Source organism: Burkholderia sp. BCC1999, assembly GCF_905339975.1.
Lineage (GTDB): Bacteria > Pseudomonadota > Gammaproteobacteria > Burkholderiales > Burkholderiaceae > Burkholderia.
The window spans coordinates 96,179-119,757 of sequence record NZ_CAJPHP010000012.1 but is presented as its reverse complement, the minus strand read 5'-3'; the positions used below and the strand labels follow the sequence as shown (position 1 = coordinate 119,757).

At 65.2% G+C, this 23,579-nt stretch carries 17 protein-coding genes; 16 read left to right on the top strand and 1 reads right to left on the bottom strand.

Features of this window, described 5'->3' with window-relative positions; translation table 11 throughout:
• Positions 1 to 231 precede the first annotated feature (231 nt).
• The 10 genes from U5809_RS19020 to U5809_RS18975 all read left to right on the top strand — a co-directional run bounded on the left by U5809_RS19020 (position 232) and on the right by U5809_RS18975 (position 15,085).
• Positions 232 to 1,182 carry a sugar ABC transporter substrate-binding protein gene (locus U5809_RS19020; protein WP_322087699.1) on the top strand — a complete coding sequence of 317 codons (951 nt, stop codon included), beginning with the start codon at positions 232 to 234 and terminating at the stop codon, positions 1,180 to 1,182.
• 145 nt (positions 1,183 to 1,327) lie between these two features.
• Positions 1,328 to 2,941 carry a sugar ABC transporter ATP-binding protein gene (locus U5809_RS19015; RefSeq protein ID WP_322087698.1) on the top strand — a complete coding sequence of 538 codons (1,614 nt, stop codon included), beginning with the start codon at positions 1,328 to 1,330 and terminating at the stop codon, positions 2,939 to 2,941.
• A complete protein-coding gene (locus U5809_RS19010; RefSeq protein ID WP_322087697.1) occupies positions 2,938 to 3,957 on the top strand; it encodes an ABC transporter permease in 1,020 nt (339 codons plus the stop codon). Before U5809_RS19015 ends, U5809_RS19010 begins: the two co-directional genes overlap by 4 nt.
• A 35-nt stretch (positions 3,958 to 3,992) precedes the next feature.
• Positions 3,993 to 5,024, top strand: a complete 1,032-nt coding sequence (locus U5809_RS19005; RefSeq protein ID WP_176048098.1) for a LacI family DNA-binding transcriptional regulator — start codon at positions 3,993 to 3,995, stop codon at positions 5,022 to 5,024.
• A complete protein-coding gene (rbsK, locus tag U5809_RS19000) occupies positions 5,021 to 5,956 on the top strand; it encodes a ribokinase (RefSeq protein WP_322087696.1) in 936 nt (311 codons plus the stop codon). Before U5809_RS19005 ends, rbsK begins: the two co-directional genes overlap by 4 nt.
• A gap of 287 nt (positions 5,957 to 6,243) precedes the next feature.
• On the top strand, positions 6,244 to 8,004 hold the full coding sequence (locus U5809_RS18995) for a methyl-accepting chemotaxis protein (RefSeq protein WP_322087695.1): 1,761 nt from the start codon (positions 6,244 to 6,246) through the stop codon (positions 8,002 to 8,004).
• Between the two features lie 549 nt (positions 8,005 to 8,553).
• Positions 8,554 to 10,476, top strand: a complete 1,923-nt coding sequence (locus U5809_RS18990) for a PrkA family serine protein kinase (RefSeq protein WP_011351905.1) — start codon at positions 8,554 to 8,556, stop codon at positions 10,474 to 10,476.
• A 125-nt stretch (positions 10,477 to 10,601) separates the two neighbouring features.
• Positions 10,602 to 11,870, top strand: coding sequence for a YeaH/YhbH family protein (locus U5809_RS18985; protein WP_011351906.1), 1,269 nt, complete (start codon positions 10,602 to 10,604; stop codon positions 11,868 to 11,870).
• Positions 11,867 to 13,546 (top strand): SpoVR family protein, encoded by a 1,680-nt coding sequence (locus U5809_RS18980; RefSeq protein ID WP_282507441.1) that lies wholly within the window; start codon positions 11,867 to 11,869, stop codon positions 13,544 to 13,546. Before U5809_RS18985 ends, U5809_RS18980 begins: the two co-directional genes overlap by 4 nt.
• A gap of 234 nt (positions 13,547 to 13,780) precedes the next feature.
• Positions 13,781 to 15,085, top strand: a complete 1,305-nt coding sequence (locus U5809_RS18975; RefSeq protein ID WP_176048093.1) for an MFS family transporter — start codon at positions 13,781 to 13,783, stop codon at positions 15,083 to 15,085.
• Positions 15,086 to 15,161: 76 nt separating this feature from the next.
• Here U5809_RS18975 and U5809_RS18970 read toward each other — a convergent pair whose 3' ends face one another.
• Entirely contained in the window at positions 15,162 to 16,091 is a 930-nt protein-coding gene (locus U5809_RS18970) for a LysR family transcriptional regulator (protein WP_176048092.1), read from the bottom strand.
• A gap of 101 nt (positions 16,092 to 16,192) precedes the next feature.
• On the opposite strand from U5809_RS18970, the gene U5809_RS18965 reads away from it, so the two are divergent.
• From U5809_RS18965 to U5809_RS18940, 6 genes are all read left to right on the top strand, one after another.
• The gene (locus U5809_RS18965; RefSeq protein ID WP_322087694.1) at positions 16,193 to 17,230 is read left to right on the top strand and encodes an agmatine deiminase family protein; all 1,038 of its coding nucleotides are present in this window, start codon (positions 16,193 to 16,195) and stop codon (positions 17,228 to 17,230) included.
• Between the two features lie 45 nt (positions 17,231 to 17,275).
• Positions 17,276 to 18,190, top strand: a complete 915-nt coding sequence (gene aguB / locus U5809_RS18960) for an N-carbamoylputrescine amidase (RefSeq protein WP_322087693.1) — start codon at positions 17,276 to 17,278, stop codon at positions 18,188 to 18,190.
• A 10-nt stretch (positions 18,191 to 18,200) separates the two neighbouring features.
• On the top strand, positions 18,201 to 19,313 hold the full coding sequence (locus U5809_RS18955; RefSeq protein ID WP_322087692.1) for a polyamine ABC transporter substrate-binding protein: 1,113 nt from the start codon (positions 18,201 to 18,203) through the stop codon (positions 19,311 to 19,313).
• Positions 19,314 to 19,363: 50 nt separating this feature from the next.
• A complete protein-coding gene (locus U5809_RS18950; protein WP_322087691.1) occupies positions 19,364 to 20,476 on the top strand; it encodes an agmatine deiminase family protein in 1,113 nt (370 codons plus the stop codon).
• Positions 20,477 to 20,498: 22 nt separating this feature from the next.
• The gene (locus U5809_RS18945; RefSeq protein WP_322087690.1) at positions 20,499 to 22,139 is read left to right on the top strand and encodes an agmatine deiminase family protein; all 1,641 of its coding nucleotides are present in this window, start codon (positions 20,499 to 20,501) and stop codon (positions 22,137 to 22,139) included.
• Between the two features lie 702 nt (positions 22,140 to 22,841).
• On the top strand, positions 22,842 to 23,576 hold the full coding sequence (locus tag U5809_RS18940) for a fimbrial protein (RefSeq protein ID WP_322087689.1): 735 nt from the start codon (positions 22,842 to 22,844) through the stop codon (positions 23,574 to 23,576).
• Positions 23,577 to 23,579 lie beyond the last annotated feature (3 nt).

The following is a 23,579-nucleotide window of genomic DNA, read 5'->3' as shown; positions in this document are numbered from 1 at the left end:
GTCGAAGCGAATCGGTACAGCATAGCTTTCACTCCGCCGGCGTCCCGCCGGCGGCGGCGCGTCAATGACAGCACGCGCCAGGCAGTCGGCCGTCTGCCTCGCTTCCATTCCGTGGTACCGACAGCAGCATCGATGGCCATTGCCCGGGTAGTGTGGCGCAAACGTTTGCTCACATTAAAACAACAGTCAAACAACAGTCCGGCCCTACGGGCCAGTCGCCAGGAGATGTGTATGAATGTCCGCTTTCGCCGTCGCTTCCTGACCGCCGCGCTCGCCGCCGTCGCGGTTGCTGCCGCACCGGCCGTCCACGCGCAATCCGCGGCCAAGCCGAAGGTCGCGCTCGTGATGAAGTCGCTCGCCAACGAGTTCTTCCTGACCATGGAAACCGGCGCGAAGGAATACCAGAAGCACAACGCGAATCAGTTCGACCTGGTCACCAACGGCATCAAGGACGAGACCGACACCGCGAACCAGATCCGCATCGTCGAGCAGATGATCGTGTCGAAGGTCGATGCGATCGTGCTCGCGCCGGCCGATTCGAAGGCGCTCGTGCCGGTCGTGAAGAAGGCGGTCGACGCGGGCATCATCGTCGTGAACATCGACAACCGGCTCGATCCCGACGTGTTGAAGTCGAAGAACCTGAACGTGCCGTTCGTCGGCCCGGACAACCGCAAGGGGGCGCGCAAGATCGGCGATTACCTCGCGAAGCGGTTGAAGGCGGGCGACCAGGTCGGCATCGTCGAAGGCGTGTCGACGACGACCAATGCGCAGCAGCGCACGGCCGGCTTCCAGGACGCGATGAAGGCGGGCGGGATGAAGGTCGTGTCGGTGCAATCGGGCGAATGGGAGATCGACAAGGGCAATGCGGTGGCTGCCGCGATGCTCAACGAATACCCGAACCTGAAGGCGCTGCTGTGCGGCAACGACAACATGGCGATCGGCGCGGTGTCGGCCGTGCGCGCGGCCGGCAAGCAGGGCAAGGTGCTCGTGGTCGGCTACGACAACATCAACGCGATCAAGCCGATGCTGAAGGACGGCCGCGTGCTCGCGACTGCCGACCAGTACGCGGCGAAGCAGGCCGTATTCGGCATCGACACCGCGCTCAAGGCGATCTCCGAGCATCGCAAGCAGGCCGACATGTCCGGCGTGGTCGAGACGCCGGTGGATCTCGTGACGAAGTGACGCGGCTCCGGGCCGGCCGCCGCCCTCAAGAATCCGGCGTGGCGGCCGTTATCCGGAGTGAGCGCGATCACGGCCACTGCATGCACATGCACTTGTGAGCGTCACACCCGCGCGCCGCGTGCGCGCGGCCGCAACCAGGATCGCGATGGAATCGACCTTCCAACCCTCCCGTTCAGCCCCTCCCGTGCTGTCCGTATCCGGCATCGGCAAGACCTATGCCGAACCCGTGCTCGCCGACGTCACGCTGACGCTCGAAGCGGGCCAGGCGCTCGCGCTGACGGGCGAGAACGGCGCCGGCAAGAGCACGCTGTCGAAGATCATCGGCGGGCTCGTCGACCCGACCACCGGCACGATGCAGCTCGGCGGCCACGCGTATGCGCCGGCCAGCCGCACGCAGGCCGAGGCGCTCGGCGTGCGCATGGTGATGCAGGAGCTGAACCTGCTGCCGACGCTGACGATCGCCGAAAACCTGTTCCTGAACCGCCTGCCGCGCCGCTTCGGGATCATCGATCGTGCGCGGCTGCGCGAGGACGCGCGTGCCGCGATGGCGCAGGTCGGGCTCGACGCGGTCGATCCCGATACGCCGGTCGGCGCACTCGGCATCGGCCATCAGCAGATGGTCGAGATCGCGCGCAACCTGATCGGCGACTGCCGCGTGCTGATTCTCGACGAGCCGACCGCGATGCTGACCGCGCGCGAAGTCGAGCTGCTGTTCGAGCAGATCGACCGGCTGAAGGCGCGCGGCGTCGCGATCGTCTACATCTCGCACCGGCTCGAGGAACTCGCGCGTGTTGCCGAGCGCGTCGCGGTGTTGCGCGACGGCCGCCTCGTGCATGCGGGCGACATGGCCGCGACGACGTCCGACGGGCTCGTCACGCTGATGGTCGGGCGCGAGATCGGCGAGCAGATCGATCTCGGCGAGCGCCATATCGGCGCGCCGCGGCTCGTCGTGTCGGGGCTCACGCGCGGGACGGCCGTGCGCGACGTGTCGCTCGAGGTGCGCGCGGGCGAGATCTTCGGCATCTCGGGGCTGATCGGCGCCGGGCGCACCGAGCTGCTGCGGCTGATTTACGGCGCCGATACGCCGGATGCGGGGATGATCGCGGTCGGCCAGCCGCTGAAGCCGGCGAAGATCGATTCTCCCGTCGATGCGGTGAAGCTGGGTATCGCGCTGATTACCGAGGATCGCAAGGGCGAAGGGCTGCTGCTGTCGCAGTCGATCACCGCGAACGTGTCGCTCGGCCAGCTCGACCGGCTCGCGCGCGGCGGCATCGTCGATTCCGCGCGTGAAACGGCACTCGCCGAGCAGCAGATCGACGCGCTGCGGATCCGCACGCACGGTGCGGCGCAGGCGGTCGGCGAGCTGTCGGGCGGCAACCAGCAGAAGGTCGTGATCGGCCGCTGGCTCGCGCGCGACATGGGCGTGCTGCTGTTCGACGAGCCGACGCGCGGGATAGATGTCGGCGCGAAGTTCGAGATCTACACTTTGATGGGCGCGCTCGCGCGTGAAGGCCGCGCGCTCGTCGTCGTGTCGAGCGACCTGCGCGAGCTGATGCTGATCTGTGACCGGATCGGCGTGATGTCGGCCGGCCGCATGACCGCCGTGTTCGAGCGCGGCAACTGGACCCAGGATGGGCTGCTGGCCGCGGCGTTCGCCGGCTTCGGCCGCGAGACGCCGCCGGGCGGCGCGCAGCATCCGGACGCGGGGCAGGCGCCAGGCGCCGCTCCGGGCAATTCGACGACAGGACGACAGCAATGACCCAGCCTCCCGTTTCCCCGACCGACGCAGGCGCCCAGCAGGACGTGACGGGGCGCCGCGCGCGCATGCTGTCCGGCACGCGCCTCGGCCTGTCGAACTATCTCGGGCTCGCCGGCGCGCTCGCGGCGATGATCGCGCTGTTTTCGGTGCTGAGCTCGCATTTCCTGACCTACGACACGTTCAGCACGATCGCGAACCAGATTCCCGATCTCGTCGTGATGTCGGTCGGGATGACCTTCGTGCTGATCATCGCCGGGATCGACCTGTCGGTCGGCTCGGTGCTCGCGCTCGCCGCGTCGATGGTCAGCGTCGCCGCGCTGAAATGGCAGTGGGGGCCGCTGCCGGCCGCACTGATCGGGATCGCGGTCGCGACCGTCACGGGTGCGCTGACCGGCGCGGTGACGGTCGGCTGGCGGATCCCGTCGTTCATCGTGTCGCTCGGCGTGCTGGAGGCCGCGCGCGGCCTCGCGTACCAGCTGACGAATTCGCGTACGGCGTATATCGGCGACGCGTTCGATTTCCTGTCGAACCCGATCGCGCTCGGCATCTCGCCGGCGTTCCTGATTGCGGTCGCGGTGATGATCGCGGCCCAGTTCGTGCTCTCGCGTACGGTGTTCGGGCGCTATCTCGTCGGGATCGGCACGAACGAGGAAGCGGTCAGACTTGCGGGGGTTAACCCGCGTCCGTATAAAATTCTCGTATTCGCGTTGATGGGCGCGCTCGCGGGGCTTGCGTCGCTGTTCCAGATTTCGCGGCTCGAGGCGGCCGACCCGAATGCGGGCGTGGGCCTCGAACTGCAGGTCATCGCGGCCGTCGTGATCGGCGGCACGAGCCTGATGGGCGGGCGCGGCTCGGTGATCAGCACGTTTTTCGGCGTGTTGATCATCTCCGTGCTGGCCGCGGGGCTGGCGCAGATCGGCGCGAACGAGCCGACGAAACGGATCATCACCGGCGCGGTGATCGTGGTGGCCGTCGTGCTCGATACGTATCGCAGCCGGCGCTCGCGCGCGCGGTAGAAAGACAGACAGAACAGACCAGAGAGAAACGGGAAATGGCGACGATCAAGGATGTGGCAGCCATGGCGGGCGTGTCGTTTACGACCGTCTCGCACGTGGTGAACAATTCGCGGCCGGTGTCCGCGGACGTGCGTGCGAAGGTCGAGGGTGCGATCCGCGAGCTGAATTACGTGCCGTCGGCCGTGGCGCGCTCGCTGAAGGCGCGCGCGACGGCGACCATCGGCCTCGTCGTGCCGAACAGCACGAATCCGTATTTTGCCGAGCTCGCGCGCGGCATCGAGGATCAGTGCGCGGCCAACGGCTATTGCGTGTTCTTCTGCAACTCGGACGACGATCCGGTGAAGCAGCGCAATTATCTGCGCGTGCTGCAGGAAAAGCGCATCGACGGGCTGATCGTCGCATCGGCCGGCGAGGACGCGGTGCTCGCACAGACGCTCGCGGATATCCATGCGCCGCTCGTCGTGGTCGACCGCAACATCGAAGGGCTCGCGGCCGATCTCGTGCAGATCGACCACGAGCGCGGCGCGTATCTGGCGACGCGCCACCTGCTCGAACTCGGGCACGCGAAGATCGGCTGCATCACGGGGCCGACCGACACGGCCGTCAGCGCGATGCGCGTGCACGGCTTCATCCGCGCGATGGCCGAGCGCGGCGTCGATATCGTGCCGGGCGCGATCGCGGAAAGCGATTTCTCGTGCCTTGGCGGCTATCACGCGGCGTCGCGGCTGTTCGAATCCGTGCGGCCGAGCGCGATCTTCGCGGGCAACGACCTGATGGGCGTCGGCGCGCTGCGCGCGGCGGCCGAGCGTGGGCTGCGCGTGCCGGACGACTGCTCGATCATCGGTTTCGACGACATCGAATTTTCCCGCTACACGTATCCGGCGCTGTCGACGGTCGGCCAGTCGGTGCGCGCGCTCGGCGAAATGGCTGCGCAGACGCTGATCGAGCGGATCGGCGGCGGCTCGACGGCCGTGCCGAGCCGTCGCCGCGTGGTGTCGCCGCGCCTCGTGCTGCGCGAATCGACGGCTGTCTACCGCGAGCCGCCCGTGTCGGGCGGTCGCGCATGACCGCGCACGCAATGAACACCGGCCGCGTGACGGTGGTCGGCAGCCTCAACATGGATCTCGTCGTGCGAGCGCCCCGGCTGCCGCTGCCGGGCGAAACGCTTGCCGGCCATGCGTTTGCACAGGCGGCAGGCGGCAAGGGCGGCAATCAGGCCGTCGCCGCCGCACGGCTCGGTGCGCAGGTCGCGATGATCGGCTGCGTCGGCGCGGATGCGCACGGCGCGGCACTACGCGCGGGCCTGGAAGCCGAAGGAATCGACTGCTCGGGGCTCGCGACGAGCGCGTCGGCGTCAACCGGCGTCGCGCTGATCGTCGTCGACGATGCGAGCCAGAACGCGATCGTGATCGTCGCGGGTGGCAACGGCGAGGTCACGACCGGGACGGTTGCGCGGCATGAGGCCGTACTGGCGTCGGCCGACGTGCTGATCTGCCAGCTCGAGACGCCGCCGGACGCCGTGTTCGCGGCGCTGTCGGCCGGGCGTCGGCTCGGCCGCACGGTGGTGCTCAATCCGGCGCCGGCCGTCGCGCCGCTGCCGGATGGCTGGCTGCCGCTCGTCGATTACCTGATCCCGAACGAGGTCGAGGCGGCCGCGCTGACCGCGCTGCCCGTGCGCGACCCGGCCGAGGCGGAAACCGCCGCACGGGCGCTGCAGGCCGGCGGCGCGCGCAACGTGCTGGTCACGCTCGGCGCGCGGGGCGTGCTCGCGCTGACGGCCGACGGCACCGCGCGGCACTATCCGGCGCCGGTCGTGCAGGCCGTCGACACGACGGCCGCCGGCGATACCTTCATCGGCGGTTTTTCCGCCCGGCTTGCGGCCGGCGCGGACGTCGACACGGCCATCCGCTTCGCGCAACGCGCGGCGGCACTGTCGGTCACGCGCGCGGGCGCGCAACCGTCGATTCCGACCCGCGCCGAACTGGCCGATCAGGGCTAATCCTCCGACTCACGATTCCGTATCGCGGCCGGCCGTCTCCCGGGACGGCCGGCCGCGCCGACTGCAACACGCTGAAACCTGGGCGTGCCGCGGTTCCGTCATGTTTTCCGCATCCATCGGGTGCCGGGATAATTATTCAGCTATCTGTAATAAACAGACGAATAATTCGAAAAAATACATATAAAACCATCAAGTTGTGCACTGCACGGTCGTAAATGCACGGAGTGAAGCAATGCTTCCACGCAACGGGCCGAGCCCGTTCATGACGACGCAACACAGGATGGATGATGGTGTTCAGGAACCTGACGATTCGTGCGCGCATCGCTTTGACGATGGCGTTTCTGGCGGTGCTGCTGGGCGTGACCGGCGTGCTCGGGCTGTATGGGATGACGCGTTCGAACGATTCGACGCGCGATATTTTCACGAACCAGATGCCGAGCGCGGTCGACGTGGCCGTCGCGGAAATGTTCGCCGCGCGCGAACGCCTCGCGCTCGACCGCGCGGCGCTGCTGGCCGGCACGCCCGACTCGGCGGCGGCCGTCGAGCGCAGCCACGGGATGCGCACGCAGTCCGACGCATCGTGGCAGAAGTACCTCGCGCTGCCGCGCGGCCCGGAAGAAGACCGGCTCGCGCAGGACGTCGCCGCGAAGCGGCTGGCGCTGCAGCGCGCCTGTGACGCGTTCGCGAGCATCCTCGGGGCCGACCAGCGCGATCGCATCGGCGACGGCGCCAAGCAGCTCCAGGCGCTCTACAACGACCTCGCGGTGTCCAGCGAAGCGTTGCGCAATTTCCAGTTCACCGATGCGCAGGCGAGCTTCAACCAGGCGGAATCCGTGTTCGACACGCTGCGCGTGTTGTCGATCGTCGCGCTACTGGCCGGCGTTGGCGCCGCGCTGCTGTCGTGGCTGACGCTGAGCCGTGCGATCGGCCGCCCGATCGCCGACGCGCTGTCGCATTTCGACGCAATCGCCGCCGGCGACCTGCGCCGTCCGATCGTCGTGGACCGGCGCGACGAGATGGGCCAGTTGCTCGACGGCCTCGCGAAGATGCAGCGCGGGTTGGTCGACACGGTGCGCACCGTGCGCGGCGGCAGCGAGTCGATCGCGACCGCGGCGCGCCAGATCGCGGCCGGCAACATCGATCTGTCGTCGCGCACCGAGGAGCAGGCCGCCGCACTGCAGGAAACCGCGTCGAGCATGGAACAGCTGACCGGCACCGTGAAACAGAACGCGGACAATGCGCGCCAGGCCAGTTCGCTGGCCGCGAATGCGTCGGAGATTGCAAACAAGGGCAATACGGTGGTCGGCCAGGTGGTCGGCACGATGGGCGAGATCAACGACAGCTCGGCGAAGATCGCGGACATCATTGCGATCATCGAGGGAATCGCGTTCCAGACCAACATTCTTGCGCTGAATGCGGCCGTCGAAGCCGCGCGTGCGGGCGAGGAAGGCCGCGGCTTCGCGGTCGTCGCGGGCGAGGTGCGCAGCCTCGCGCAGCGTTCGTCGAGCGCGGCGAAGGAAATCAAGGCGCTGATCGACGCGTCGGTGGAGCGTATCCGGACGGGTTCGACGCTGGTCGACGAAGCGGGGCGCACGATGAGCGACGTGATCGGCGCGGTGCAGCGCGTGACCGACATCATGGGCGAGATCGCGGCGGCGTCGGAGGAGCAGAGCGGCGGGATCGATCAGGTCGCGCGTGCCGTCGCGCAGATGGACGAAGTCACGCAGCAGAATGCGGCGCTCGTCGAGGAAGCCGCGGCCGCCGCGCAGTCGCTCGACGAGCAGGCCGGGCGCTTGCGTGAGACGGCAGCGGTATTCCAGCTCGATGACGAAGCGGCGCGCGCTGTCGCGCCGGTTGCGGCGCGTCACGTGTCGCGCGCGCCTTCCGCTGCGGTTGCCGCGCCCGTGCAGGTCGCTGCGCGCGACGATCGCGATGCACCGCCGAAGCGCACGGCCGCGACGATGCCGGCACGCAAGCCCGCCGTGGCCGCTGCCGTGCCGGCACCGGCTGCCGCTACCGCCGGCGGTGACGACTGGGAGACCTTCTGATTCGCGCGTGCCGCGCATCTATCCCCATTTGGTGATGAACGACGCCCGCGACATGCGGGCGTTGTCGTTTCCGCGGCAGACGAAATGTGACAGCGCGAATGATCGATCGTGCATCGTCGCGAGCGTCGCGCGTCCTGCATCGATGGATACGTGTACGCGTGCAGCATCAATCACGTTCCCGCATCCGTCGTACGGGTATCTCCGTAAGGGCGCTGCGAAAAAAATTTGTAACGGCGCGCGCAACGTGTCATCGCATGCGGCTGCTCGAACGTCTAGGGATGAAGGGGGAAGCGACGACGTCGGATGTGTCCAACGCACAAGACGTTCCGTCGTTCGACGAGACGTGACGGATGCAGTTTCTGCGGCTCGGGACGACAATTGTAAAACGACGAAATGCGTTGTCCAAGCGGTGTTGTCGAGAATGACGAACTTCATACGAAGAGTTCGTGAAAAAAAATAAGAAAGGGTTTAGGATGAATTCGAACGCGCTTGCTTCTGCGCAGTCGTACGAAGGCAGGCACGTCTTCAGACTCAGGCGAGGGAGGTAGCATGGATATTTACAGCAGCTTCGCGAACCGCTTCGAAAAAACGCGAGAGGAAGAGCTCTCGCTGGAGGAGTATCTCGCGCTCTGCAAGAACGATCCATCCGCGTACGCGACGGCTGGTGAACGCATGCTGGAAGCAATCGGGGAACCTGAACACATCGATACCCGCAACGATCCGCGCTTGTCGCGCATCTTTGCGAACAAGGTCATCAAGGTCTATCCGGCATTCCGTGAGTTCTACGGAATGGAGGAAGTGATCGAGCAGGTGGTTGCGTACTTCCGCCACGCTGCGCAAGGGCTCGAAGAGAAGAAGCAGATCCTCTATCTGCTGGGCCCGGTGGGCGGCGGCAAGTCGTCGATCGCCGAGCGTTTGAAGCAACTGATGGAGCGCGTGCCGTTCTATTCGCTGAAGGGCTCGCCCGTCAACGAATCGCCGCTCGGGCTGTTCGACTACGACGAAGACGGCCCGATCCTCGAGGAACAGTACGGCATTCCACGCCGCTACCTGAAAAACATCCTGAGTCCGTGGGCCGTCAAGCGCCTGCACGAATACAACGGCGACATCCGCCAGTTCCGCGTGGTGCGTCGCTATCCGTCGATCCTGCGGCAGGTCGGCATCGCGAAGACGGAGCCGGGTGACGAGAACAACCAGGATATCTCGTCGCTGGTCGGCAAGGTCGATATCCGCAAGCTCGAACAGTACGCGCAGGACGACGCCGATGCGTACAGCTACTCGGGTGGCCTGTGCCTCGCGAACCAGGGCCTGCTCGAGTTCGTCGAAATGTTCAAGGCGCCGATCAAGGTGTTGCACCCGCTGCTCACCGCCACGCAGGAAGGCAACTTCAAGGGCACCGAGGGCTTCGGCGCGATTCCGTTCGACGGGATCATCCTCGCGCACTCGAACGAGTCGGAGTGGAAGGCGTTCCGCAACAACCGCAACAACGAGGCACTGCTCGACCGGATCTTCGTCGTGAAGGTGCCGTACTGCCTGCGCGTATCGGAAGAGACCAAGATCTACGAGAAGCTGATTCGCAACTCGTCGCTGGCCGAGGCCGTGTGCGCACCGGGCACGCTGAAGATGATGTCGCAGTTCTCGGTGCTGTCACGCCTGCACGAGCCGGAGAATTCGAGCCTGTTCTCGAAGATGCAGGTGTATGACGGCGAAAATCTCAAGGATACCGATCCGAAGGCGAAGTCGTACCAGGAATATCGCGACTACGCGGGCGTGGACGAAGGGATGACGGGCGTGTCGACACGCTTCGCGTTCAAGATCCTGTCGCGCGTGTTCAACTTCGATTCGAGCGAGGTCGCGGCCAACCCCGTGCACCTGATGTACGTGCTTGAGCAGCAGATCGAACGCGAGCAGTTCCCGCCGGAAACCGAGCAGAAGTACCTGTCCTTCGTGAAGGACGTGCTCGCGTCGCGCTACGCGGAATTCATCGGCAAGGAGATTCAGACGGCCTACCTCGAGTCGTATTCGGAGTACGGCCAGAACATCTTCGACCGCTACGTCACGTATGCGGACTTCTGGATCCAGGACCAGGAATTCCGCGATCACGACACGGGCGAGAGCTTCGACCGCGCCGCGCTGAACGCGGAGCTGGAGAAGATCGAGAAGCCGGCAGGCATCAGTAATCCGAAGGATTACCGCAACGAGATCGTGAACTTCGTGTTGCGCGCACGGGCGGCGAACGCCGGCAAGAACCCCGTGTGGACGAGCTACGAGAAGTTGCGCGTCGTGATCGAGAAGAAGATGTTCTCGAATACCGAGGAACTGTTGCCGGTGATTTCGTTCAACGCAAAGGGTTCGGCGGAGGAACAGCGCAAGCATGAGGACTTTGTGAACCGGATGGTCGCGAAGGGCTATACGCCGAAGCAGGTGAGGCTGCTTTGCGACTGGTACCTGCGCGTGCGCAAGTCATCATGACGCGCGCGGTACCGCGCCCGTACGGCCTCGCCGTGCGGGCGCTTTCAGAGGCGCCGCCCGCATGACGGGAGACGGCATGTGCGGCGAGCGTCCCGGCAGATCGACTTTCGAGCGGGAGACCGGCAGTGCTTCATCAAATCATCGACCGCAGGCTGGCCGGCAAGAACAAGAGTATCGCCAACCGCGAACGCTTTCTGCGTCGCGTCAAGAACTACATTCGTCGTGCCGTGTCCGACGCGGTGCGCGACCGTAGCATCAAGGATATCCAGAGCACGCAGAGCATCACGATCCCGCGCAAGGACATCGCGGAGCCGAATTTCCGGCACGGGCCGGGCGGGCGTCGCGAATACGTGCACCCCGGCAACGAGGACTACGTGCGCGGCGACAAGATCCCGCGTCCGCAGGGCGGCTCGGGCGGCGGAGGCAGTCAGGCGAGCAACGAGGGCGAAGGGCAGGACGACTTCGTGTTCGAGTTGTCGCGCGACGAGTTCATGCAGTACTTCTTCGACGATCTCGAACTGCCGCGCCTCGTGAAGACGCACCTGCTGACGGTGCCGAGCTGGAAGAACGTGCGCGCGGGCTGGTCGGCGGAAGGCACGCCGAACAACATCGATGTCGTGCGTTCGCTGCGTAGCGCACTCGGGCGTCGCATCGCGCTCGGCTCGCCGCTCGTCAACGAGCTGCGCGAGCTCGAGGCGCAGCTCGAGGCGATGAAGAGCGATCCGGAGGACCGGCGCGCGGAGATCGCGGTGCTCGAGGCCGAGATCCATCACCTGAAGGGGCGCATCTGGCGGATTCCGTTCATCGATCCGTTCGACCTGCGCTACATCAACCGCGTGAAGCAGCCGCAACCGTCGAGCCAGGCCGTGATGTTCTGCCTGATGGACGTGTCGGGCTCGATGGACGAGCAGCGCAAGGATCTGTCGAAGCGCTTCTTCATCCTGCTGTACCTGTTCCTCAAGCGCAACTACGAGCGCATCGAGGTGGTGTTCATCCGTCACCACACGCGTGCCGAGGAAGTCGACGAGGACACCTTCTTCCATTCGACCGAGAGCGGCGGCACGGTGGTGTCGAGTGCGCTCGAGCTGATGCGCAAGGTGATGAACGAGCGCTACTCGCCGACCGAGTGGAACATCTACGGCGCGCAGGCGTCCGACGGCGACAACTGGACCGACGATTCGCCCAAGTGTCGCAAAATCCTGGAAGAGGATATCCTCACGAAGACGCGTTACTTCGCGTATATCCAGGTCGCGCCGGAAGAGCAGAACCTGTGGCTGGAATACGCGCAACTGGCCTTGTCGCAGCCGCATCTCGCGATGAAAAAAGTGGAATCGGCTGCCGACATTTACCCGGTGTTTCGCGAATTGTTCGAAAAGCAGGTGGAAATGTCATGACGACCCGCCATCTGCACAACGAGTCGCGCGGCTACGCGCCGCGCCCCTCCGGCGACGACACGGCCGGCTCTGCCGCATCGCAGCAACGCGGGCAGGCCGAACCGCCGCCGCCGGCCGCCGACTTGCCCGGCTCAGGGCAAAAGGAAGCGCGTATGAACGTTGCCGAACGCAAGCCGCTGCCGTGCCCGTCCGACTGGACGTTCGAACTGCTCGAGGAATACGACACGCACATCTCGCAGGTCGCCGAACAATACGAGCTCGATATCTACCCGATCCAGCTCGAACTGATCAGCGCCGAGCAGATGATGGACGCATATGCGTCGGTCGGGATGCCCGTCAACTACCGTCACTGGTCGTTCGGCAAGCACTTCCTGTCGACCGAGAAGAGCTATCGTCGCGGCCAGATGGGGCTCGCGTACGAAATCGTCATCAACTCGAATCCGTGCATCGCGTATCTGATGGAAGAGAACACGATGACGATGCAGGCGCTCGTCATCGCGCACGCGGCGTACGGGCACAACTCGTTCTTCAAGGGCAACTACCTGTTCCGGCTGTGGACCGACGCGCACGCGATCATCGACTATCTCGTGTACGCGAAGAACTACGTGGCGGAATGCGAGGAGCGCTACGGTCTCGATCGCGTCGAGGAACTGCTCGATTCGTGTCATGCGCTGATGAACTATGGCGTCGACCGCTACAAGCGGCCGCAGAAGCCTTCGCTGTCGAAGGAGGCCGCGCTGCGGCGCGAACGCGAGGCGTACCTGCAGTCGCAGGTGAACGAACTGTGGCGCACGCTGCCGGGCAAGAAGCCCGAGCTGATGGAAGAGCAGGAAGGCCGTTATCCGCCCGAGCCGCAGGAAAACCTGTTGTATTTCGCGGAAAAGAATGCGCCGCTGCTCGAGCCGTGGGAGCGGGAAGTGATCCGCATCGTGCGCAAGATCGGCCAGTATTTCTACCCGCAGCGGCAGACGCAGGTGATGAACGAAGGCTGGGCGACGTTCTGGCATTACACGCTGCTCAATACGCTGTACAACCAGGGGAAGCTGGAAGACAGCTTCATGATGGAGTTCCTGCATTCGCACAGCAACGTGGTCTACCAGCCGCCCGTCACGAAGCCGTACTACAGCGGGATCAACCCGTATGCGCTCGGCTTCTCGATGATGAGCGACATCCGGCGGATCTGCGAAGCGCCGACGGAAGAAGACTACAAGTGGTTTCCGGAGATCGCGGGCACCCCGTGGTTGCCGGCGATGCATTACGCGATGCGCAACTTCAAGGACGAGAGCTTCATCGCGCAGTACCTGTCGCCGAGCCTGATCCGCGACATGCGGCTCTTCTCGGTGCTCGACGACGACATGCGCGATTCGCTCGAGGTCTCGGCGATCCACGACGATTCCGGCTACCAGTACGTGCGGCAGGCATTGTCGCGGCAGTACGACATCCATCACCGCGAGCCGAATATCCAGGTGTGGGCCGTCAACACGCGCGGCGACCGCAGCCTCACGCTGCGCCACTTCATGACCGACAACCGTCACCTGTCGAACGACAGCGACGAAGTACTCAAGCACATGGCGCGGCTCTGGCAGTTCGACGTGTACCTGGAAAGCGTCGACGAGGCCGGTACCGTGCGCAAGCGCTACGAGTGCCGCTACGTGCCGCCGGAGATCCGCGTTTGATCGGTGCCTTCGAAAATGTTTGCATCGGACGCCAGCCTGACGGCTGGCGTTTTCATATGACGAACACGTGGCGGGAGAAAATTTTTCTACATCCGGACGAACCCGGAGCGCTTGTTACTTTACATTTCGCTAAAATCCCGTAGCGCCGTGCGCCGGAACCGGTGCCACGTGCGATCGCACGCGACGGCCCCCAGCCGTCTCGCCCAGAAAGCACTAAAAGGAACAGACCAACCCATGGACGTCCAGACCGACCAAGCTGCGCTGTCCGCGCATGACACCCGGCGGCGCGTGTTCGCCATCGTCGGCGCCTCATCGGGCAACCTCGTCGAGTGGTTCGACTTCTATATCTACTCGTTCTGCGCGCTGTACTTCGCGCCGGCGTTCTTCCCGAGCGGCAACACGACGACGCAGCTGCTGAACACGGCCGGCGTGTTCGCGGCCGGCTTCCTGATGCGTCCGATCGGCGGCTGGCTGTTCGGCCGCATCGCCGATCGTCACGGCCGCCGCGCGGCGATGATGATCTCGGTGCTGATGATGTGCGGCGGGTCGCTCGTGATCGCGGTGCTGCCGACCTACGCACAGATCGGCGCGCTCGCGCCGGCGCTGCTGCTGGTCGCGCGCCTGTTCCAGGGCTTGTCGGTGGGCGGCGAGTACGGCACCAGCGCGACCTACATGAGTGAAGTCGCGCTGAAGGGGCGCCGCGGCTTCTTCGCGTCGTTCCAGTACGTGACGCTGATCGGCGGCCAGCTGTGCGCGCTGCTGGTGCTCGTGATCCTGCAACAGACGCTGTCGACCGACGAGCTGAAGGCATGGGGCTGGCGCATTCCGTTCGTGGTCGGCGCGGCGGCCGCGCTGATCTCGCTGTACCTGCGGAAATCGCTCGACGAGACGTCGACCAGCGAATCGCGCGACAAGAAGAATGCCGGTACGATCCGCGGCGTGTGGGAGCACAAGGGCGCGTTCTTCACGGTGGTCGGTTTCACGGCCGGCGGCTCGCTGATCTTCTACACGTTCACGACGTACATGCAGAAGTACCTCGTGAACACGGCCGGCATGCACGCGAAGACGGCCAGCAACGTGATGACCGTCGCGCTGCTCGTCTACATGCTGATGCAGCCGGTATTCGGCGCGCTGTCCGACCGGATCGGCCGCCGTACGTCGATGATCCTGTTCGGCTCGTTCGCGGTGATCGGCACCGTGCCGCTGATGCATGCGCTGAAGGACGTGACGAGCCCCGTGGCCGCGTTCGTGCTGATCACGGTTGCGCTGGCGATCGTCAGCTTCTACACGTCGATCAGCGGCCTCATCAAGGCCGAGATGTTCCCGCCCGAAGTGCGTGCGATGGGCGTCGGCCTGTCGTATGCGGTTGCGAACGCAATCTTCGGCGGCTCGGCCGAGTACGTCGCGCTGTGGTTCAAGTCGATCGGCAGCGAGGAAACCTTCTACTGGTACGTGACCGTGCTGTGCGCGATCTCCCTGATCGTGTCGTGGCGGATGCGCGACCCGAGCAAGGAAGGCTATCTGCGTCACGAGCCGTGATCGGCTGCGCGTTGCACGCATGTGCGTCATGACGAACGTCCCGCCAACCGGCGGGACGTTTTTTTGCGGCGCGCGATTACGCGGACGGCGGCTTCGCGCGGTCGGGCGCCGGGTCGGCCACGCTCGACAGGATGCCTTGCTCGACCAGCCAGTCGAACATCTGCTCGACGATCGGCGAGCGCGAGGGGCCTTCCATCCGCGACAGCCACCAGGTGGTGCCGGGCAGGCGCGGGTAGTCGGCGAGCACGGTCAGCGCGTGCTGGTCGAGGCCCGCCTGGGCGACGAGGCGCGGCAGGCACGCGATGCCGCGGCCGCGCTGCACGGCGTCCAGTACCAGCCGCTGATCGTCATAGATCGCTTGCATCCGGAAATCCGACAGCTGTTCGCGAAAAACGGTCGCCATACGCTCGTCGGTCAGGCTCGCTTCGAGGCAGACGAGCCCCGCGTGCCGCGCATGTTCGGCGCGCGGCACGCGGGCGAGCGTCTCGGCCAGCGGCGTCGCGCACACCGTCACCCACTCGTCGCGCATGAACGGGATATCGACCAGGCCGGGCTGCAGCATCGGCCGCGTGCCGATCGTCATGTCGACGTCGATCTCGTCGACGTAGCGCGCCGTTTCGTCGGTCGACAGCAGCGGGCACAGGTCCGGCAGCACCTGCTGCAACTGCTCGAGGCGCGGCTGCAGCCAGCCGTGCAGCAACGGCGCCGGACACACCAGCACGACGAGCCCCGGGTTCAGGTAGGTCGCGATGCGGTCGAGCCCGCCGCGCAACGTGTCCATCGCACGCTGCACGCTGCGCTGCAGGACCTCGCCGGCGATGGTCAGCTCGACGCCGCGGCCGCGCCGGCGGAACAGCGGCTGCCCGAGTTGCGCTTCGAGCTGCTGGATCTGATGGCTGATCGCCGATTGCGACAGGTGAAGCTCGTCGGCCGCACGCGAGAAGTTGCCCAGCCGGGCCGCGGCTTCGAAGCCGCTCAGCAGTTTCAGGGACGGAACGCGTTGCATGGAGATATGAGTTGAATTGATTAATTCGGCCAAGAAATATCAATATTCATCAAGTTTAACCTGACGGACAATCGCTCATCAATCACAACGGAGTCGGATCGATGGGTCGCTTTGATGCTCGCCAGCGCGGTTACCGGATGCCCGCCGAATGGGAATCCATGCACGCCACGTGGCTCGGATGGCCGGTTCTCGAAGACCGCGAGGACTTGTGGGGGACGCATTACGCGCAGGTTTGCCGCGAATTCGCGCTGGTTGCGCGGACGATCGCGCGCTACCAGCGCTGCGTGGTCGCGGTGCACCACAGCCAGGCCGACGCCGCGCGAGCGCTGGTGGGCCCGAGCGTCGACGTGCTGCCCGTCGCGGCCGAGGACAACTGGTTGCGCGACTGCGGACCGATTTTCCTCGTGAGCGAACAGCACGGGCTCGGCGCGGCCGTGTTCCGCTTCAACTGCTGGGGCGAGAAGTATCAGCCGTACGACGGCTGCCAGCAGGCCGGGCAGGACATCGCGCGTGCGGCCGGCGCCGAGATCTTCAACTCGCACATGGTGCTGGAAGGTGGCTCGTTCTACGTCGACGGGCAGGGCACGCTGGTCACGACCGAGAGCTGCCTGCTGCATCCCAACCGCAATCCGCACCTGAGCCGCACGGAGATCGAGGCGGAGCTGCGCCGGATGCTGGGCGTCGAGAAGATCGTATGGCTGCCGGGCAACCCCGACGAAGTGGAGACGAACGGGCACGTCGACGGCATCGCGTCGTTCATCGCGCCCGGCCGGATGCTGTGCCAGACCGCCGTACCCGAGCAGGGCGACTATTTCCGCGTGATGCGCGAAAACCGCCGTGCGCTGGAACTCGCGACCGATGCGGCGGGGCGCCGTTTCGAGCTGCTCGACCTGCCGTCGCCGATCGTCAGCGAACGCTTCGGCTCCGAGCGCTATTGCGATTGCTACGCGAACTACATCCTGGTGAACGGCGCGGTGATCGTGACCGCGTTCGGTGTCGAGCAGGACGAGGCCGCACGCGACGCTTTCAGCCTGGCATTCCCGGGGCGTAAGGTGGAGATGCTGCCGATTCCAACGCTGTCGATCGGCGGCGGCAGCATCCACTGTTCGACGCAGCAGCAGCCTTCCGTCGCGCGCTGAGCGACGTTCCATCAGCGGTTTCCGGTCCTACCGAGGAGCAACGCAATGCCGTCCAAACACATTACCGTCGCCGCCGTGCAGATGGCGTCGGGCAGCTGGAATCTCGAAGACAACATGGCCACCGCGGAGCGCCTGATCCGCGTGGCCGCCGCACAGGGCGCGAATCTCGTGCTGTGCCCGGAGCTGTTCGCGATGCCGTACTTCTGTCTCGACCAGAACGTGCGCCATCTCGAACTCGCGCAGCCGTTCGAAGGCAATGCGCAGATCGCCCGGTTCGCGGCGCTGGCCGGCGAGCTCGGCATCGTGCTGCCGATCGGCTTCTTCGAGCGTGCGGGCAATGCCGCGTACAACTCGATCGCCGTGGCGGATGCGGACGGACGCGTACTCGGCGTCTATCGCAAGACGCATATCCCGGACGGGCCCGGCTATACGGAGAAGTTCTATTTCACGCCGGGCGACACCGGTTTCAAGGTGTGGGACACGCGTTTCGGGCGGATCGGCATCGGCATCTGCTGGGATCAGTGGTACCCGGAGACGGCGCGCAGTCTCGCGCTGATGGGCGCCGAGATCCTGTGCTTTCCGACCATCATCGGTTCGGAGCCGTTCAGCAGCGAATTCGATTCGGCCGGCCACTGGCAGCGCACGATGCAGGGCCATGCGGCGGCCAACATGGTGCCGGTCGTCGCGGCCAACCGGATCGGACGCGAAACGGGCTTCGGCAACGGCAATCCGCGGCAGCATGGGCTGACCGGCGTGTTCTACGGGTCGAGCTTCATCGCGGATCACACCGGCGAGAAACGGGCCGAGGCGAACCGCACCGACGAAGCCGTGCTCGTGCAGACGTTCGACCTCGACGCGATCCGCGCCGACCGTCAATCGTGGGGCTTTTTCCGCGATCGCCGCCCGGAGATGTATCGCACGTTGCTGACCAGCGACGGCGTGTCGTCCTGTTATCGATAAGAGGTTCGCCATGAAACGGAAAGGATGGCTGCGCGTCGCGGCGCCGGGCCTCGCGTTGTGCGTGCTGGCCGGTGCGGCCCGCGCCGACGAAGAGAAGGTGCTGAACCTGTACAACTGGAGCAACTACTTCGCGCCGGATACGATTGCCGCGTTCGAGAAGGAAACCGGCATCAAGGTGCGCTACGACGCGTACGACAGCGACGAGACGCTGCAGTCGAAGCTGTTGACCGGCAACAGCGGCTACGACCTCGTGTGGCCGACCAACGACTTCATGGCCAAGCAGATCCAGGCCGGCGTGTATCGGAAGCTCGACAAGGGCCGGCTGCCGAATCTGAAGTATCTCGACCCGTCGCTGTTGAAGCAGATGGCGCAGTCCGATCCCGGCAACCAGTACGGCGTGCCGTACATGTGGGGCACCGTGGGCGTCGGCTACGACCGCGCGAAGGTGAGCGCGATCCTCGGCAAGGACATGCCGGCCGACAGTCTCGACCTGCTGTTCAACCCGGCGATCGCGGCGCGCGTCGCCGCGAAATGCGGGCTGGGCCTGCAGGACTCCGCGAGCACGGTGCTGCCGCTGGCGCTGCGCTACATCGGCCGCGATCCGATGCGTCCGTCCGCGCAGGATTACGCGGCCGCGCAGGCGATGCTGATGAAGGTCCGGCCGTTCATCCGCCAGTTCGTCGGGTCGTCCGACGCCAACGAGCTGATCGAAGGCGAGCTGTGCGTGACGGTCGGCTTCTCCGGTGCGATCAACCTGGCCGCGCAGAAGGCGAAGGCGCGCGATCCGAAGCGTGACGTCGTGTACGACATCCCGCGCATCGGCAGCCTGATGTGGTTCGACGCGATGGTGATCCCGGCGTCGGCGAAGCATCCGGACAACGCGCACGCGTTCATCAACTACATCCTGCGTCCGGACGTGATCGCGAAGATCTCGAACTCGACGCGCTACGCGAACGCGAACCAGGGCGCGCTGAAGCTGATGGACCCGGCGCTGGTTCGCGATCCGGGCATCTATCCGGACGACGCGACCCGGCGCACACTGTTCACGCCGATCGCCGAGTCGCCGGCCACGATGCGTCTGGAAGGCCGGACCTGGCTCGGCTTCAAGACCGCGCGGCCATGACGGCGCACCACGAAATCATTGAAGCAACCGGCAAGCGAAAGAGGAATGCCATGACCACACGACGTCAACTGTTGAAACGCGGCCTGTCCGTATCGGGCGCGGCGCTGGCCGCCGGTACGCTGGGCGGATTGTTCGGCCGCGCCGCGCACGCGCAGCAGGGCGCCACCTGGCACATGCCGGACGAAGGCGCGCCGCACACGGCGACCTGGATGGCGTTCGGCCCGAGCGAGGACATCTGGGGCGCGCGATTGCTGCCGGTGGTGCGCGAGAACCTCGCGGCCGTCGCGAAGGCAATCGCGGCGCACGAGCCGTTGAAGATGCTGGTGCGGGAGCAGGACTATGCGATCGCATCGCGGCTGTGCGGCTCGTCGGTCGAGCTCGTCCAGCATCCGGTCGACGATCTGTGGATGCGCGATACGGGGCCCGTGTTCGTGAAGAACGCGTCGGGCCAGCTCGGCGGCGTGAGCTTCAATTTCAACGGCTGGGGCAACAAGCAGGAACACGACCAGGACGCGGAAGTCGCACCGTTCGTGACCGAGCGCGCCGGCGTGCGGCTGATCGACACGAAGCTCGTGCTGGAAGGCGGCGGCATCGAGGTGGACGGCGAGGGCACGGCGATCATCACGCGCAGTTGCGTGCTGAATGCAAACCGCAACCCGGGCGTCAGCCAGGCCCAGTGCGAGGCCGAGCTGAGCCGCCTGCTCGGGCTGAAGAAGATCATCTGGCTGCCCGGCATCGCAGGCAAGGACATCACCGACGGGCATACCGACTTCTACGCGCGTTTCACGAGCCCGGGCGTCGTGGTGGCCGGGCTCGACACCGATCCGTCGTCGTACGATCACGCGGTGACGCGGCAGCATCTGGAGATCCTGCGGAAATCCACCGATGCGAAGGGGCGCCCGTTGAAGGTCGTCGTGCTGCCGGGGCCGAAGACGGTCCGGCACGCCTACGAGAACGCGGAGTTCGCGGCGGGCTACATCAACTTCTACGTGTGCAACCGTGCGGTGATCGCGCCGCAATTCGGCGACAGTCGTGCCGACCGCAATACGCGCGACACGCTCGTCGACCTGTTCCCCGGCCGCGAGGTCATCCAGCTGAACATCGACGGCATCGCCGCGGGTGGCGGCGGCATCCACTGCACCACGCAACAGCAGCCGGCCTGAGCACGGCGACGGGCCGGTCCGCGTGACCGGTCCGCAGGCTGCTTCAATTTTCCAGTCTTTCCTGACTACTGAAAACAAGGCGGAATCCGTCCCGCGGGACGGAAGCCGGCGCGCACGCCTGCGCGCCGTCCGCGCAATGGAGTTGAAATACATGACGAAGAAAGGCAACAACGCGAGTACGAACCCGCACGCGCCGCCCATGCCGGATGCCGGCCGACGCAGTTTCATCCGCTGTTCGGCCGCGTGGCTCGGCATGCCGCTGCTGGGCAGCCTGGCCGCGTGCGGTGGCGGCGACGGCGGCGGCGCGTCCGATGCGGCCGCCGCGTCGCGCCCGACGCCGTCGGCACGGCAGGCCGGGTACCGGATGCCGGCCGAAGATATGCCGCACGCATTGACCTACATGACCTTCGCGTCCGCCGTGGACGGCATCTGGGCGCCCGTCACGTCACAGAGTACGGATGCCGGCATCGACCGCGTGCGGGCCGACCTGATGGACGTCGCGAAGGCGATCGGCGCAACCGAACCGGTCAACATGCTGGTGCTGCCGGTCGATCTGGACGCGGCGCGCGCGCTGCTCGCGACCGCGAGCGTCGCGAATCCGGACCTGCATGCGCGCTATGCGACGCGCGCCGCGGGTACGGGCGGGATCACCCTCGTGCCGCTTGCCGACGGCTTCAACGATTTCTGGGTCCGCGACACGGGTTGCGTGTTCGTCCGGGACACGGCGAACGGCAATGCGCTGAATGCGATCGGCTTCAATTTCAACGGCTGGGGCAACGCGAACACCGACGGCGCCGGCCAGGGTACGGGGACGATTCCGCCAGCGATCCTGGCCGCGAGCAACCGGTCGAAAGCGGGCAAGTTTTTCCAGTCGTTCAGCCAGGACAGCAGGGTGGCGGGCTGGATGGCGCAGACCAGAGGTGCGAACCTGATCCGCAGCACGTTGACGCTCGAAGGCGGCGCGATCGAATTCGACGGCGACGCGACGGCGATCCTCACCGAGTCGGCCGTGCTGCACGTGAACCGCAATCCGCAGCTATTCGACATCCCGAACGGCGCGATTGCCAACGCGACGCTGTTGCCGACGGCCCGCGATACCGTGCTCGCCGAACTGAAGCGCACGCTCGGCGTGCAGAAGATCATCTGGCTGCCGGGCACGGCGACCTACCCGCGCGGCAGCGGCGTGGGTGGTGCCGGCGGCGCGGCGTCGCCGGCTGACGAGACCGACATCACGAACGGTCACGTCGATTTCTACGCGCGCTTTCTCGCGCCCGGCGTGGTCGCATGCTGTTACGACGCATCGAATTCGACCGGCGAGCGCGCATTGACGGACGCGAACCGGAAACGCCTGGCCGGCCAGACCGACGCGAACGGCCGGCCGCTGCAGATCGTCGAGTTCGTGCCGCCGGTCAACTACGGCACGTCGGCCGGTACGACGCTGAGCGCGCGGCAGATGTCGCATTTCGCGGCCGGTTACATCAATTTCTACACGTGCAACGGCGCGATCGTGATGCCGAAGTTCAACGACGCGGCGGCCGACGCGGCCGCGGTTGCCGCGATCCGGCCGTATGCGGCGAACCGTGCGATCGTGCAGGTCGACATCCTCGGCATCGCATCGGGCGGTGGCGGCATCCACTGTGCGACCCGGGAAGTACCGGCATGAGCGTATCCCGTCATATCGATATGGGAATCGATTCGTTGTCCGTTGCACGCGATTTCCTTAATCTGGGCCTGTAGTTCGTGTGACACCTCCTTGACTGGGATTCGCGCCCGCTGCGTGCAGCGGGCGTCTTTTTTTAGCGTGCCGCCGGCCATGGCGCCACGATCGGTCCCATCACGTCTGCGCGAAGCGCGCAGACTTCGTGCGCGGTCGCCCGACCGACGCATGCAGGCGCCGGCCTGCATCACGATATTTCCTTGCCTTCCGGCCCAGGCCGTTCGGATTTGCGGTAATGGACGTCGCGCGTTCTCTCGACGTACCGCAGTAGTAAAAAACGAAAACATCGGACAATGGTGCATTGCTTTTTCCCGTTGGCATGGCCGCTTTTCAGTTAAATCATAAATTCTAGTAAATGGATTGAGATTTATCTCAACTTTATTTATTGAATTGGGACTTTTCTGTTGACTGGAAAATATATGTCATTGGGCGTATTGACGCAATTCTCTACTCATGCCTGAGTCATTCGTTGGATGGCCTGCCAGGATGGCGGTACAGACGTGCCGGAATGGCCTCGTTTGCTGGAAAGCCGTTTCGATGGCGGATGTGCAAATAAACTGCCCGAATCCAGTTCTTCAAGAATGCTTTCGATTCCGTCAATTTCATACTTGTACGATATTAATTTCTGGCTCGAATAAATAGAATGGCGTGGTCGTCAGTATTCGAAGGGAAGCGGAGTATTCCGCTTTCCCGGGAATGACGGCGCGGCCGTCATTTCGCGCCATGTCGTTGAAGAAAGCGGCATTGCGCATGTCGGCCGCTATGCAACAAGCCAATCAATCTCTTAGGAAAGTGGAAATGAAGATGAAACTTCTTCGGTGCTGGATTGCGACCGGTATCGCAAGCGCAGTCCTGGCTCCGACGGTTGCCCATGCATACGACGGGACGATCAAGTTCGAGGGAAGCATCTCGGACGTGACGTGCAACATCAACGGCCAGGCGCCTGGCGTAGACAATATCCGCGAAGTGTCGCTGGGCGACCATATCAACCCGAGCACGTTCGCCACGGCAGGCTCGACGTCCACACCCGTGCCGTTTGCGCTGAATCTCGGCGGCAACGCGGGATGTACCGACGATACCAAGGTCGTGATCGATTTCGACCCGGCATCGGTCAACGTCAATCCGGCCACCGGCAACCTGAAGCTCGTCGGGACGAAACCGGCCGAAGGCGTGGAGATTCAGGTCAGCGACGCCGGCAACGGCAAGGCCGGCAAGATCTGGCTCGGCAAGCCGCAAAACATGGCGGATGCGCAGGTCGCAACCGTGAAGGACAATACAGCGACGCTGACCTATTCGGCCGCCTACGTGTCGACGGTCGATCAGGCCGCCATCAAGACCGGCTCGGGCAATTCGTTTATCCGCTACACGCTCGCTTACTACTGATCG

Excerpts from the sequence above, each read along its gene's own strand:
- U5809_RS19020 (WP_322087699.1), top strand. The coding sequence starts at position 232 with ATGAATGTCCGCTTTCGCCGTCGCTTCCTGACCGCCGCGCTCGCCGCC.
- U5809_RS19015 (WP_322087698.1), top strand. The coding sequence starts at position 1,328 with ATGGAATCGACCTTCCAACCCTCCCGTTCAGCCCCTCCCGTGCTGTCC.
- U5809_RS19010 (WP_322087697.1), top strand. The coding sequence starts at position 2,938 with ATGACCCAGCCTCCCGTTTCCCCGACCGACGCAGGCGCCCAGCAGGAC.
- U5809_RS19005 (WP_176048098.1), top strand. The coding sequence starts at position 3,993 with ATGGCGACGATCAAGGATGTGGCAGCCATGGCGGGCGTGTCGTTTACG.
- rbsK (WP_322087696.1), top strand. The coding sequence starts at position 5,021 with ATGACCGCGCACGCAATGAACACCGGCCGCGTGACGGTGGTCGGCAGC.
- U5809_RS18995 (WP_322087695.1), top strand. The coding sequence starts at position 6,244 with ATGGTGTTCAGGAACCTGACGATTCGTGCGCGCATCGCTTTGACGATG.
- U5809_RS18990 (WP_011351905.1), top strand. The coding sequence starts at position 8,554 with ATGGATATTTACAGCAGCTTCGCGAACCGCTTCGAAAAAACGCGAGAG.
- U5809_RS18980 (WP_282507441.1), top strand. The coding sequence starts at position 11,867 with ATGACGACCCGCCATCTGCACAACGAGTCGCGCGGCTACGCGCCGCGC.
- U5809_RS18975 (WP_176048093.1), top strand. The coding sequence starts at position 13,781 with ATGGACGTCCAGACCGACCAAGCTGCGCTGTCCGCGCATGACACCCGG.
- U5809_RS18970 (WP_176048092.1), bottom strand. The coding sequence starts at position 16,091 with ATGCAACGCGTTCCGTCCCTGAAACTGCTGAGCGGCTTCGAAGCCGCG.
- U5809_RS18965 (WP_322087694.1), top strand. The coding sequence starts at position 16,193 with ATGGGTCGCTTTGATGCTCGCCAGCGCGGTTACCGGATGCCCGCCGAA.
- aguB (WP_322087693.1), top strand. The coding sequence starts at position 17,276 with ATGCCGTCCAAACACATTACCGTCGCCGCCGTGCAGATGGCGTCGGGC.
- U5809_RS18955 (WP_322087692.1), top strand. The coding sequence starts at position 18,201 with ATGAAACGGAAAGGATGGCTGCGCGTCGCGGCGCCGGGCCTCGCGTTG.
- U5809_RS18950 (WP_322087691.1), top strand. The coding sequence starts at position 19,364 with ATGACCACACGACGTCAACTGTTGAAACGCGGCCTGTCCGTATCGGGC.